The sequence below is a fragment of the Streptomyces sulfonofaciens genome (assembly GCF_014656295.1).
GTDB lineage: Bacteria > Actinomycetota > Actinomycetes > Streptomycetales > Streptomycetaceae > Streptomyces > Streptomyces sulfonofaciens.
The window spans coordinates 69,116-82,003 of sequence record NZ_BNCD01000013.1; the positions used below are offsets into that span (position 1 = coordinate 69,116).

The following is a 12,888-nucleotide window of genomic DNA, read 5'->3' on the forward strand; positions in this document are numbered from 1 at the left end:
GTCCGGCTCTTCGCGTCCGGCCCCGTCACGGGCCCACGACCTGCGCCGGTGGCTCCGTGACGGGGCCGGAGACGGACGCCTTCCCGGCCGGCGGCGCGTCCGCGGGGTCCGGGGCGGCCGCCCGGGGACGCGTGGTCTGCCCGACCGGCTCGGCGGCTGCCGCGTCCCGCATGTCGAACTGCGTGCGGTACAGCTCCGCGTACCGGCCTCCCGCCGCCAGCAGTTCCTCGTGCGTGCCGCGCTCCACGATCCGTCCGCTCTCGACCACCAGGATCAGGTCCGCCGCCCGCACGGTGGACAGCCGGTGGGCGATGACGACCGCGGTGCGCCCCTGGAGCGCCTCGGTGAGCGCGTCCTGGACGGCCGCCTCGGAGGTGTTGTCGAGGTGGGCGGTGGCCTCGTCGAGGATCACGACGCGTTGGCGGGCCAGCAGCAGCCGGGCGATGGTCAGGCGCTGGCGCTCGCCTCCGGAGAGGCGGTAGCCGCGCTCGCCCACCACGGTGTCGAGGCCGTCGGGCAGCGCGCGTACGAGGTGGTCGAGGCGGGCGCGGCGCAGGGCGTCCCACAGGTCGTCCTCGGTCGCGTCGGCGGGTGCCCCTCCGCTCGGGCGGAGCCGGGGGTCGGGGACGGCGAGGAGCAGGTTGGCGCGGACGGTGTCGTGGAAGAGGTGGCCGTCCTGGGTGACCATGCCGACGGTGGCGCGCAGGCTGTCGGCACCGAGGTCCCGGACGTCGACGCCGCCGATGCGCACGGCGCCCTCGTCGACGTCGTACAGGCGCGGCAGCAGTTGCGCGATGGTCGACTTTCCGGCACCGGAGGAGCCGACGAGGGCGACCGTCTGCCCGGGTTCGATGCGGAAGGAGACGCCGTGCAGCACCTGGGCGTCACCCCGGTCGTCCAGGGACGCCACCTCCTCCAGGGAGGCGAGGGAGACCTTGTCGGCGGACGGGTAGCCGAAGCGGACGTCGGCGAACTCGACGGAGACAGGGCCGTCGGGGACGGGGCGCGCGTCCGGTCTCTGCTCGATGAGGGGCTTGAGATCGAGCACTTCGAAGACCCGCTCGAAGCTGACCAGTGCGCTCATCACCTCCACGCGCGCCCCGGCGAGCGCGGTCAGCGGGGCGTAGAGGCGGGTCAGGAGCAGGGCAAGCGCCACGACGGAGCCCGGCTCCAGTGTGCCGCGCAGCGCGAACCAGCCACCGAGGCCGTAGACGAGGGCGAGGGCCAGCGCGGAGACGAGGGTCAGGAAGGTGATGAACGCCGACTGCATGGTCGCCGTGCGCACGCCGATGTCCCGTACCTGACCGGCGCGGACCGCGAACTGCGCCGACTCCTCCCGGGGGCGTCCGAACAGCTTGACCAGGGTGGCGCCGGGCGCGGAGAACCGCTCGGTCATACGGGTGCTCATGGCGGCGTTGAGGTGGGCCGCCTCCCGCTGCATGCGGGCCATGCGGCTCCCCATGCGGCGGGCCGGGACCACGAACAGCGGGAGCAGCGCCAGCGCGAGCAGGGTGATCTGCCAGGACAGGGTGAGCATCACAGCGAAGGTCAGCACCAGTGTGACCAGGTTGGTCACCAGTCCTGACAGGGTGTTGCTGAAGGCGCGCTGGGCGCCGATGACGTCGTTGTTGAGACGGGAGACGAGCGCTCCCGTTCGGGTGCGGGTGAAGAACGCGACAGGCATCCGCTGCACGTGGTCGAACACGGTCGTCCGCAGATCGAAGATGAGCCCTTCGCCGAGCGTCGCCGACAGCCGCCTCCCCAGGATGCCCAGCGCCGCCTCCACCACCGCGATGAGGGCGATGAGCAGGGCCAGGCGTACGACCGTGCCCGCGTCGCCGCCCGACACGATCGCGTCGACGACGCGTCCGGACAGTACGGGGGTCGCGACGGCGAGCAGTGCGGTGACCACCCCGAGCACGACGTAGAGCGCGATGCGGCGGCGGTGCGGACGGGCGAAGGCGCCGATGCGGCGCAGTGTCGTGCGGTTCAGGGGACGGCGCTTCTGCTGGGCGGTCATGACGCTGTGCAGTTGTGTCCAGGCCGTGGTCTCCATGTTCATGCAGCAGACCGTAGAACGTGAAGTGGCCTTGAGGTCAATGCCCCGTCGGGTGAACCGGCCCGCGGCGAGGGCCCGGTCGCCGTGCAACCGGAGCGTGGACGGGCCCGGCCGGCGGCACCGTGCGCACGGTGCCGCCGGCCGGCGTCTGCACCGAAGGCGTGCTCCGCACGCCCCGGCATGCACCGGCGTGCGTCCTACCGGTGCGTGCGCGAGCAACCCTTCGGCGCACGCCGGTCACTGGGCCGGAGCCGTGCTCAGGGCCCTGACGACGCCCCTGAGGAGGTCGTCAGGGGCGTTCGGGGCCGTTGCGAAGGTGAGTGTGTGCGTGCCCGACGGTGAAACCCGTCAGGCGCGCGGCCATGAGCTGCGGACCGGGCGGCGCCATCGGACACGGACCGGGCGGCGAAGAAAGGTCCTTCCGCCATCCGTCGCCGTGCTGCCGGGCGGCCTGCGTGCCGACGGCGCCGAGGACCGACACGGCGCCGTACAGGTCCCGGGGCCGGGCGTCCCGCAGGGCGAGGAGCCGGTCGGGCCCGTAGTGCGTGACGGTGCAGCGCAGGCCCACGAGGTCGCCTTGCGCCCCGGTGGGCGGCAGGCCCTTGGCGATCAGGTCGCCACCGGTTCGAGAACGAGCACCGGTATCACCCGTTCCGTGCCGCGCTGGTACTCCGCGTAGTCGGGAAATGCCTCGACCGCGCGCTTCCACCACTCCTCCCGTTCCCGTCCCGCGGCCTCGTGGGCGAGGTACTCCCGCCGCTCCGGCCCGTCCTGGAGCTCCACCCGCGGGTCGCCCATGACGTTGTGGTACCAGGCAGGATGCCGGGGTGAGCCGCCCTGGGAGGCGACGAGGGCATAGCGCCCCGCGTTCTCCACGCGCATCACCGGGGTCTTGCGTATCTTCCCGGTCCTCTTTCCCCGCATCGTCAGTACGACCACGGGACGGCCGGCTATCGTGCGTCCCTCGCTACCGTTGCTGCTCTCGTAGAGCGCGACCTGCTCCCGTGCCACGTCCAGGGCACTGGGTTCGTATGCGCCGTTCAGCGGCATGTGGTCTCCCCGTGCCCGTGGTCAGTAGCGGGTGCTGTTGGCCGACAGCAGCGGGGACACCGCCGACGGGCGTCCGTCCACGGTGGCTCCGCCGAACTGGAGCATCGGCGCCAGGGTCCTGTTGTTGTCGGCCGGGAAGTTCAACCTGGGTGCGGACACGTCGTCCAGCACACCGCGCTGGGCCTCGGTGAGGGTCACGTCCAGGGCACGCAGGTTGGCCTCGAACTGGTCCATGCGGCGCGCGCCGATCAGGGTGGAGGTGATCCCCGGACGACCGTGCACCCAGGCCAGGGCGACCGAGGCGGGGCTGGCGCCCACGTCGCCGGCGACGGCGTTGAGCGTGTCGATCACCACGTAGTCGGCCTCGCTCGGGGCGCCGACCAGTTGCGTGCGTGCGGTGTCGACGGGGCCGGTGGCGGCGCTGGAGTACTTGCCCGACAGGAATCCGCTCCTCAGCGGCCCCCAGGGCATCACCCCCATGCCCAGGGCCTGGGCCATCGGGATCAGTTCCCCTTCCGAGGTGCGTTCGAGCAGGGAGTACTCCAACTGCAGCGCGATGATCGGGGACCATCCGCGCAGGCGCGCGATGGTGGCCGCCTCGGCCGTCGCCCACGCCGGCACGTCGGAGAACCCGATGTAGCGGATCTTGCCGTCGCCGACCAGGTCGTCCAGGGCGCGCAGGGTCTCCTCGGCCGGCGTGGACGGGTCGAAGTTGTGCAGCCAGTAGATGTCGACGTAGTCGGTCCGCAGACGTCGCAGCGAGTTCTCTAGCTGTTGCACGATCGCCTTCCGGCTGGGTCCGCCGCCGTTGGGGTCGTTCTCGTACAGGTTGCCGAAGAACTTCGTGCCGAGCACGACCCGATCACGCAGCTCGGACCTGCCGGCGAAGTAGTCGCCGATGATCTTCTCGGAGTGGCCGTTGGTGTAGATGTTGGCCGTGTCGATCGAGTTGCCGCCCCGGTCCAGGTAGGCCGCGAGAATGTCCCTGGACTCCGCTGGGCTGCACCCCCAACCGTGGTCCTCACCGAAGGTCATGGTGCCCAGCGTGAACGGGCTGACTCGCAGACCCGAGCGGCCGAGCGTGACATAGGAATCGAGCGACATGGTGGGCAGCTCCCGGCTGGAGGTGGTGCGGGGCGCCGTGGCGGCGTCCCCCCGTGCTCCTCCATTCGACCCCGGCGCGCGCCGGCCTCCTAGACCGATGCGCGCGGATCGTTGCATGATCCGCTCAACGCTGCCCGGATCATGCTTGCCCGGCACACGATTGCGTGGTCCACTGGCGGGATGGATCAGCTCGACGAACTGCGTCACCGGATCGCGCGGCTGGCGGCCGGCAGTGCGCGCCCGGTGTGGGTCGAGGGCATGTCGGTGTTCTCGACCGAGCGTGTGAGCGAACCCCTGGGCACGGCCACCGAGCCCATGATCGCCCTCACGGTCCAGGGGGCGAAGCGCACGGTCCTCAATGACCGGATCTTCGACTACCACGCGGGCCAGTACCTCGTCGCGACGGTCGACCTCCCCCTGACCTCGCAGATCACCCGGGCCACGCCCACCGAGCCGTTTCTGGCGTTCGGGCTTCCGCTGCAACCCGCGATCATCGCGCAGTTGCTGGCGGAATCCGGCCCCACCGCCGTCCGCCCGCACGACGGACCAGGTATCGCGACCAGCGACGCCGATGACAAGCTGCTCGACGCCGTCCTCAGGCTGCTGCGCCTGCTGGACGAGCCGCGTGACTTCCCGGTACTGGCGCCCGGCGTCCGGCGCGAGATCCACTGGCGACTGCTGAACGGCCCCCAGGCGGCCCTGGTCCGGCAGATCGGTATGGCCGACAGCCGCATCACACTCGTCGCACGCGCGATCGAGTGGATCAAGGCACATTACGACCAGGTGATGCGCGTCGACGACCTCGCCGGCGAAGTCGGCATGAGCGTCTCCTCACTCAACCGGCACTTCCGTGCGGTGACCGCCATGAGCCCGCTCCAGTACCAGAAGCAGCTCCGGCTCCAAAGGGCCCGTCTGCGGCTCATCGCCGCACCGCACGACGTGGCCGGGATCGGACATGCCGTCGGGTACGACAGTCCCTCGCAGTTCAGCCGCGAGTACCGGCGTATGTTCGGAGTCCCGCCGGGCCGGGACGCGGTACGCCTCCAGACCGCGGCGATCGTCCGGGAGTAGCGGTCCGGGCGGCGCCCCGGTCCCTCCCGTCCGGGTCGCCGCCCGATCTCATGGAGTGCCCAGACAGCCGTCGAAGGCGTACAGCGGACTGGTGAAGAGCCGCCCTGACTCGTCGGTCACCCGGAGCGCGCCGACCGCGCCCGGTGGCGACTGGACGTCGTAGCAGCCGTTGGCCTGCAAGGTCACGTCGAGCGTCGCGGCTCCCAGCCCGTCGGAGACACGCTGGTCGACGATGGTGCAGGCCCGGTCGTCGCCGGCGTCGGACCCTCCACTGCCCTGGGTCGCGGCTCCGCGGTTGCAGGTGGCGTGTCTCGAACGGCGCGGAGAGCTGTACCAGTGCCGCGGGGAAGGCGCGGAGGACCAGGCCGGGGCGCCGGAGCTCCGGGGCCGGGTCTGGGGCTGATCCGGGGCTGTGCCTCGGTCTGTGCCTGCGGCTCAGCCCTTTTCGGTGCTCTTTCCCGGCATCCGGTACGCGGCCGCCGCCGTGCACCACCGGCATCGATGGATCCGATGCCGCTGTGCGTACCCTGGGGCGCGTGGGACGTGCCCTGTACGACGATCCGTCGGATGCGGAACTGCTGCGCAGCGCGCGCGACGGTGACGTGGCCGCGGTCGGCGCGCTGCTCGAACGGCACGGGGCCGGTATGCGGGCCGTGGCGCTGAGCCTGCTGGGCAACCTGCCCGACGCGGAGGACGCCGTGCAGGACGCGTCGCTGATCGCCTTCCGGCACGTCGGTGACGTGCGGCAACCGGAATCCGTGAGCGCGTGGCTGCGCATGATCGTGCGCAACGTCTGCCGCTCCCGACTGCGCTCGACGCCCCCCGCGACGCCTGTCCCGGACCTGTCCCTGCTCGCGGCGGAGACCGACCCCGAGAAGGTCGTCGACCGGCACGCCATGCGCGACTGGATCTGGCAGTCGGTCAACGAACTCTCCCCCACGCTGCGCATGGCCGTGATGTTGCGGCACTTCAGCCCGCGGACCCCTTCCTACGACCAGATGGCCGCACTGTGCGGCGTACCTGTCGGCACGGTGCGCAGCAGGCTCGCCGAGGCCAGGAGGAAGCTCGTCGGGGCGATGGCCGTGACTGCGGACTCGGTGCACGCCGACTCCGTCGCCGCGGCTCGGGAAAGCGCCCGGGACGCGGTGGAGACGCTGGCCGCGGCCGAGCAGGGGCGTTTCGCGGAGCTGACGGCGCAGCGCTGGACGCCGGATGCCGCCTACTACGCGGGACGGCAGCGGGTGGGCGACCGGGACTTCCTGGTCCGCGGCATGGCTGGTGATCTTGAAGCGGGGGTGCGCCAGCGCTTCGTGAGCGCTGTCACCAGCCGGGACACGACCATCTGGGAAATGGACATGATCAATCCACCGGACGCGCCGCACCACTGCCCGCCGGCCGTCGCCTGGCTGATGACCATGGAGGACGGCAGGATGAACCAGCTACGGCTCTTCCACGCCGCCGGTGTCCGGGGTGGAGGGACACCACACGCAAAAATGTGAGCTGTGCAACATTTCTGTGATCGAACTTCTTGGGGCGCGCTGCGTCTTGTGGGTGTTCCACAAACCACCCACACGGAGAACCGATGCAGAACGAAACGCCCGACCTCCTGTCCCACGGAGCCCACGAGGTCGCGGTGGACGGCCTGGAGCAGCGGTACCACGTCCACGGTTCGGGGCCGGTGTGCCTGGCCGTGCCCGGCGGTCCCGGCGTGAGCTGGGAGTCCCTGCGGGCACCGGCCCTGGAAGAGTTCCTGACCATGGTGTACGTCGAGCCGCTGGGCACCGGCGGCTCACGGCGTCTGCCCTCGCACCCCGACGGCTACACCCGTGAGCGCCACACACGAAGCCTGACAGGTCTGCTCGACCGGCTGTCGCTGCCCCGCGTGTTCCTCCTGGGGCACTCGCACGGCGGTTTCGTGGCCCAGTACGTCGCGCTGCACCACCCCGACCGGCTCCGCGGCCTTGTGCTGTACGAAAGCGCTCCGGTCACCGGCCCCGAGCACATGGCCGAGGCCGCCACCAGGGTCGAGGAGTTCGTCCACCGCAACCAGGGCCGACCTGAGCTGCCTGCGGCGCTCGCCGCGCTCCAGAGTGTCGGGGCCATCACCGATGACGAGAAGATCACGGAGGCACTGCGCGGTCTGCTGCCGATCTACGTCGCGCACTACTGGGACCGCGAGGACGAGTTCCGCGGGCTTCGCGAGACGATCACCTGCACCTATGTCTCGTCCCTCGACGAGAACGGCGAACCCGAGATCATCGACGACCGGGCGGCCCTCCCGAAGCTCACCGTGCCCACCCTGGTCGTGGTCGGCCGGCACGACGTGATCTGCGGACCGCGATGGGCGGAGGAACTCCACGCCCTGATCCCCCGGTCCCGGCTGGTCGTGCTGGAGGACAGCGGGCACCTGGGCCACGTCGAGGAACCCGGGGCCTTCGCGGGCGCCGTGCGCGCCTTTGCCGAATCGCTGTCCGAGTAGAAGTCTTCCCTGCCCGGGTCCTCCACGCCAAGGGGCGGGGAGGACCCGGGCAGGACGGGGGAGCGCGGCACGGACCGGGACCGCCCGCACGGACGCCGACGGGGCCCCGGCCCAGGAGATCGCCGTGCTCCACCCCGCCCCGAAGGGGCTCCCAAGGCCGATCGGGCCGTCGTGGCGGCAACCCGGACAAGGGAGCTGACGAACCGTAATGCCGCGTGGGGGCCATTGACATGCCACTCGCATACCACCTACGTTCTCGACGCAGGCTGCGCGGGTGCTTAAGGAGTGATCCATGGGTCGTCCACCTGTCCGACGACGAGTACACCCGGCGCCATGACCACGATCCGTTGAAGGGACTGTGCCGGCCCGTCACGCCGGCGGGCGGCCCCCGCGGTGTCCGCCCACGGCGGCGGGACGGCGGCGGAACTTCGGCGTCCTCCCGGACTCGACGGATTCGACGGGGCACGGCCGGCGGCCCCGTCCCGACCTCTTCGCGCAGACGAATTCACTGCGCGCTTCCCCTCATCCGTATCTGTCAGGTCCATGACATCAACTGGCGACTCCTTCCCCCGCAGGAGGCCGATCGTGTTACGCACGGCGTCACCACCCCTGGCTGCGCTGAGCCGCCGCGGGCGATCGGCGCCCGGGCAACGGCAGGAGGGGGCCGGCGCACGGAAAGGCGCGACCTCGTCGGCAGGCACGCACGGCGAGCCCGAAGACAGTTCGACGTGGGCGTAAGGGAGTTGACATGGGCGAAATGAACCGGCGCACCGTACTGAGGGTCGCGCTGGGGGGCGCCGGCCTGGCCGCCCTCCCCGCCGTGGTCATGGGCGCCACACCCGCATCCGCCGCACCGAACCGCGAGCCCGACACCGTCGGGGTCGGTGACACCTCCGTGACCCTGGAGTTCGACGACGGACTGCGCAGCCGGGTGGCCCTGAAGGGCGTCGACGTGACGCGCTTCGACGCCAGCGAGGTCCTGCTGCTGGACGGTGCGACGATCGACGAGTTCGCCTACCGCGGACGGGAGAGCCGCAGCATCGCGGATTCCCGGCACGGCGCAGGCGTCCGGGTGACCGTCTGGGGCGACTCCGCGACCGGTGTGCGCAAGACGGTGGAGCTCACCTCCTTCCGGCGGCTGACCGGGATGCTCGTGATGAAGGTGACCTACACCAACATGTCCGGTGGTGAGCTGAGGGTCACCGGGTGGCGCAACGGAGCGCATGAGCTGCTGGAGAACCCCGCCGGCTTCTACACGTTCTCGGGCACCACGTACACGGACCGTCGCGACTGGGTGCAGCCGGTGACGGACGGGTACTACCAGGAGAACTCGCTGGGGATGGACTCCTCCGACTACGGCGGTGGCACCCCGATGGCGTCCGTGTGGCGGCCGGGCGCGGGCCTTTCCGTCGGGCACGTCGAACCCGTGGCGACGATACTGAGCCTGCCGGTGCGCAGGACATCCGGCGGAGCGAGCCTCGCCGTCCAGGGCGACACCCGGGTCACCCTCGGGCCGGGCCGGAAGCTGACCACGCGGACCACGTTCCTGACGGCCCTGCCCGGCGACCACTTCGTGCCGCTCCAGCGCTATCGGGACTACATGGGCGACATCGGACTGAGCGCCTCCAAGGCCCCGAAGTCCGCCTTCGACCCCATCTGGTGTGCCTGGGGTTACGAGCGCGACTTCACCGTCGACCAGGTCGTCGGAACGCTGCCCAAGGCGCGTTCCGTCGGTCTCAGATGGGCCGGGCTCGACGACGGCTGGCAGACCAACGAGGGCGACTGGGACCTCAACCCGCGAAAGTTCCCGCAGGGCGACGCGGACATGCGCGCCCTCACCCGCAAGATCCGGGACGCCGGTATGCTGCCGCGCCTGTGGTGGGCTCCGCTGGCGGCGGATCCCGACAGCAACCTGTTCAGGGACCACCCCGACATGGTCCTGCTGGACCAGGACGGCAACAAGCAGCAGGTGACCTGGTGGGACTCCTGGACCCTGTGCCCGGCCTACCAGCCGACGGTGGACTACTTCGTCAATCTGGTGAAGAAGTTCATCGGAGACTGGGGCTACGAGGGGCTCAAGACCGACGGCCAGCACCTCAACGCCGTCGCGCCCTGCTACAACCCGGCGCACGGGCACACCCGCCCCGAGGAGTCGACCGAGGGCCTGGCGCAGTTCTGGAAGGCGGTGCACGGGGCCGCGACCGAGGCGCGACGGGGCGCTCTCGTCGAGCTCTGCCCGTGCGGCACCGCCTTCGCCTTCCACAACCTGCCCTACGTCGACCAGTACCCCGGCTCGGACCCGGAGTCGTCCTACCAGGTCCGCAGCAAGGGCAAGACGATGAAGGCACTGATGGGCGTGGGCAGCAGCTACGCCGGCGACCACGTGGAACTGAGCGACAACGGCGACGACTTCGCCTCCAGCTACGGCGTCGGCGCCGTCCTGTCGACCAAGTTCACCAACCCGGGGGGCCCGGACGACTCGATCGTGCTCACCCCCGAGAGGGAAGCGCTCTGGCGCAAGTGGGTGAACCTGTACGAGGAGAACATGCTGTCCACCGGTGAGTACCGGGGTGAGCTGTACGACATCGGTTTCGACAAGCCCGAGACGCACGTCGTGGCCAAGGGGCCGACCCTGCACTACGCCTTCTACGCCCCTCGGTGGGAAGGGACGGTCGAGTTGCGCGGTCTGAGCGGCGGCAGGTACCGCTTGACCGACCCGTTCACCGGCGCATCCCTCGGAACTGCCGACGCCCAGCACAACACCGTGAAGCTGGGCTTCGAGCGGTTCCAGCTCATCGTGGCCGAGCCCATCGGCTGAGCCGGTCCGGCGCGGCGGACGTGAAGAGTGCTCCCGCCGTGCCGACCGCGACACCTCCGGGGGACCGACGCGGTCGGCCCCGGGAACGCCCCGCCGGCCCGGACACCCTGGGCGGGGTTCGGGCCGGCGCGCACGAGCTCAGCTCATGTCATTCGGGACCGGGGCCCCGGTCCAGCACCCTCAGGCCGTCGACGGACCGGAGGACCAGGAGCACACCGAGAACGCCCACGACGACTTCCAGCACGGTCCGGCCGGCCGAGTCGCCGCCGAGGGCCAGGTAGAGAACGCTCTGGCCCACCAGCAGGACACCGGCTACCAGGGACAGCACACCGGACGCCCGGTTGCGCGGTACGAAGCGCCACCACGGTCCCTCCGCGGGGCGTCCCCATTCGTGCCTCGTGCTGCCGCTCATGTTCGCCTCCGTGTGTCCGGGCCTGTCCCTGCGTGTTCTCCTGATGCTCGCTCCTGTGCCATGCATGCATGGCCGGGCACACGGGAGGGACAGGAGGAAGGGGAGGGGCGGACCGGGCCCCGACCGGTCCGATAAAGACTGGCGCGGCATCTGCGGCGGCCGCTACGGCCTCCGCCCGGGCCGGCCTGACCGCGGGAGGGCGCTTCCTGACGTGCGCTCTTGGCCGGGTCCCCGGTACGACGCCTTCCCAGGGATGCTGCCCATGCGGCTGCGGGGGCTCGTCCGGTGCTGCGGCGGCACCGGACCGGTCCAGGGTCAGGACTCGACCGGCAGCAACACGTGCCCCTCGCGCACCTGGCGGACCTGCGTCGCCCACAGCGCCAGCGTCGTCACGGAGGTCAGCAGCGCAGGAACCGCGAACACGATGAAGTAGACCGGGTACGGCAGGTCCAGATCGAGCAGGAACCCACCCACCAGCGGGCCCAGCACGCCGCCCAGCCGCCCCACGCCGAGTGCCCAGCCGAGCCCCGTCGCCCGTACCTCGGTCGCGTACGTGCCCATCACCAGGGAGTGCACCACGTTCTGGCCACCGATGATCAGTGCGCCCGCCAGCGCATTGAGCACATAGAGCGCCCAGACCGAGTCCGTCAGCCCGAACAGGAACAGGCACACCCCGCCGGCCGCGAAGGCGATCGCCAGCGCCACGCGCTTGTCCACGCGGTCCAGGACCCAGCCGATCGCGAAACCGCCCGCGGTCGCCGCAAGCGCCTGCTCGATCGCGTACGAGTAGCTGCCCACCAGCGACATGCCGTGCTTGACCAGCAGGCTGACCATCCAGAAGTCCAGCGCGTACACCACGAACTGGAGGAACAGGTACAGCAGCGTGAGCAGCACCGTCGACTGCAGATACCGCGGCGTCCACAGCGTACGGAACGCCTTGTGCCCCGCCGCCTCGTCCTCGACGGCGAAATAGGCACCCGGAGCCACCGTGGCGGGCGCGGCGCCCAGGGCCGGGAAGACGCGCCGCACGGTGGCGAACGCCTCGTCGTAACGGCCTCTGGAGGCCAGGTACTGGGGCGTCTCCGGAATGATCCACGCCACCAGCGCCGCCGCGATCAGCGCAAAGTACGACACATGGAACATCGGACGCCACCCGTGATCCGGCACGATGACCATGGCCAGCACCGCGGCCGCCGAGAACCCGAGTGTGAAGCAGCCGCCGCCGAGGGCCACGATCCGGCCACGGAACTTCGAGGGCGTGTACTCGCCCAGCATCGTGATCGCACCGGGCAGCACACCGCCCATACCGAGTGCGGCACAGAACCGCAAGACCACAAACTGCTCATAACTCTGGGCGAATCCTGCTGAACCCATAAAAAGGGCAAAAATAACGATTCCGCTGACCAGTATGCGTTTGCGACCCAGCCGGTCGCCCATCGCGCCGAGCCCGACCGCGCCGGCGAACAGTCCGATGAACGTATAGGAGGCGAGCAGCCCTGCCTCCACCGAGGAGATGTGCCACTCGGCAACGAGTTTGGGCAGGGTGTAGGAGAGAGCCTGCAGGTCAAAGCCGTCGAAGACGACGGCCACCCCGGCAATCGCGGCGATCGCGTAGACGCGTCGCGGTACGGAGGTCTGTGAGAGGGCCTGATCGAAGGTTGTTGCTTCCATGCGCAACTCCAGGGCAGAAGCCTGACGCGGGCGGCAGCCGAGAGGGATCGCCGTTGAGTGACCCTCGAACTGCGTAAAGCACTCAAGTACCTGACTTGACAACGCGAAATGGTGGGGTGAGGCTAAGTGGCCAGAACCACGCTGTCAACAGATCGCTTCGGGCGCCGGTACACCGCAGTCGCCCCCGCACCCCCTTCCGCAGGCCGCCACCGGCCCGTCCGACG

Annotated in this window: 10 protein-coding genes; 4 read left to right on the forward strand and 6 right to left on the reverse strand. The window is 70.4% G+C overall.

What is annotated here, in order from left to right:
* Nucleotides 1-25: 25 nt before the first annotated feature.
* The 3 genes from IE313_RS21190 to IE313_RS21200 form a co-directional block, all read right to left on the reverse strand.
* Nucleotides 26-2,056: an ABC transporter ATP-binding protein gene (locus IE313_RS21190; protein ID WP_189934842.1), complete on the reverse strand. Its 2,031-nt coding sequence runs from the start codon at nt 2,054-2,056 to the stop codon at nt 26-28.
* 612 nt (nt 2,057-2,668) lie between these two features.
* Entirely contained in the window at nt 2,669-3,109 is a 441-nt protein-coding gene (locus IE313_RS21195) for a nitroreductase family deazaflavin-dependent oxidoreductase (RefSeq protein ID WP_189934595.1), read from the reverse strand.
* Nucleotides 3,110-3,130: 21 nt separating this feature from the next.
* Nucleotides 3,131-4,213 (reverse strand): aldo/keto reductase, encoded by a 1,083-nt coding sequence (locus IE313_RS21200; protein ID WP_189934597.1) that lies wholly within the window; start codon nt 4,211-4,213, stop codon nt 3,131-3,133.
* A gap of 180 nt (nt 4,214-4,393) precedes the next feature.
* Here IE313_RS21200 and IE313_RS21205 point away from each other — a divergent pair, with 180 nt between their 5' ends.
* Entirely contained in the window at nt 4,394-5,284 is an 891-nt protein-coding gene (locus IE313_RS21205; RefSeq protein ID WP_373317033.1) for an AraC family transcriptional regulator, read from the forward strand.
* A gap of 48 nt (nt 5,285-5,332) precedes the next feature.
* On the opposite strand, the gene IE313_RS21210 is transcribed toward IE313_RS21205, so the two are convergent.
* Entirely contained in the window at nt 5,333-5,470 is a 138-nt protein-coding gene (locus IE313_RS21210; protein WP_189934599.1) for a hypothetical protein, read from the reverse strand.
* Nucleotides 5,471-5,820: 350 nt separating this feature from the next.
* Here IE313_RS21210 and IE313_RS21215 point away from each other — a divergent pair, with 350 nt between their 5' ends.
* The 3 genes from IE313_RS21215 (at nt 5,821) to IE313_RS21225 (ending at nt 10,581) form a co-directional block, all read left to right on the forward strand.
* The gene (locus tag IE313_RS21215; protein ID WP_229924827.1) at nt 5,821-6,783 is read left to right on the forward strand and encodes an RNA polymerase sigma factor; all 963 of its coding nucleotides are present in this window, start codon (nt 5,821-5,823) and stop codon (nt 6,781-6,783) included.
* A gap of 83 nt (nt 6,784-6,866) precedes the next feature.
* Nucleotides 6,867-7,763, forward strand: a complete 897-nt coding sequence (locus IE313_RS21220) for an alpha/beta fold hydrolase (protein ID WP_189934601.1) — start codon at nt 6,867-6,869, stop codon at nt 7,761-7,763.
* A 748-nt stretch (nt 7,764-8,511) separates the two neighbouring features.
* Nucleotides 8,512-10,581 carry a glycoside hydrolase family 36 protein gene (locus tag IE313_RS21225; RefSeq protein ID WP_189934603.1) on the forward strand — a complete coding sequence of 690 codons (2,070 nt, stop codon included), beginning with the start codon at nt 8,512-8,514 and terminating at the stop codon, nt 10,579-10,581.
* A 148-nt stretch (nt 10,582-10,729) separates the two neighbouring features.
* On the opposite strand, the gene IE313_RS21230 is transcribed toward IE313_RS21225, so the two are convergent.
* Complete coding sequence (locus tag IE313_RS21230; RefSeq protein WP_189934605.1) at nt 10,730-10,993, reverse strand: hypothetical protein; 264 nt, start codon at nt 10,991-10,993, stop codon at nt 10,730-10,732.
* 315 nt (nt 10,994-11,308) lie between these two features.
* Nucleotides 11,309-12,664, reverse strand: a complete 1,356-nt coding sequence (locus tag IE313_RS21235) for an MFS transporter (protein ID WP_189934607.1) — start codon at nt 12,662-12,664, stop codon at nt 11,309-11,311.
* Between the last annotated feature and the right edge of the window lie 224 nt (nt 12,665-12,888).

Excerpts from the sequence above, each read along its gene's own strand:
- IE313_RS21190 (WP_189934842.1), bottom strand. The coding sequence starts at position 2,056 with ATGGAGACCACGGCCTGGACACAACTGCACAGCGTCATGACCGCCCAG.
- IE313_RS21195 (WP_189934595.1), bottom strand. The coding sequence starts at position 3,109 with ATGCCGCTGAACGGCGCATACGAACCCAGTGCCCTGGACGTGGCACGG.
- IE313_RS21200 (WP_189934597.1), bottom strand. The coding sequence starts at position 4,213 with ATGTCGCTCGATTCCTATGTCACGCTCGGCCGCTCGGGTCTGCGAGTC.
- IE313_RS21205 (WP_373317033.1), top strand. The coding sequence starts at position 4,394 with ATGGATCAGCTCGACGAACTGCGTCACCGGATCGCGCGGCTGGCGGCC.
- IE313_RS21220 (WP_189934601.1), top strand. The coding sequence starts at position 6,867 with ATGCAGAACGAAACGCCCGACCTCCTGTCCCACGGAGCCCACGAGGTC.
- IE313_RS21225 (WP_189934603.1), top strand. The coding sequence starts at position 8,512 with ATGGGCGAAATGAACCGGCGCACCGTACTGAGGGTCGCGCTGGGGGGC.
- IE313_RS21230 (WP_189934605.1), bottom strand. The coding sequence starts at position 10,993 with ATGAGCGGCAGCACGAGGCACGAATGGGGACGCCCCGCGGAGGGACCG.
- IE313_RS21235 (WP_189934607.1), bottom strand. The coding sequence starts at position 12,664 with ATGGAAGCAACAACCTTCGATCAGGCCCTCTCACAGACCTCCGTACCG.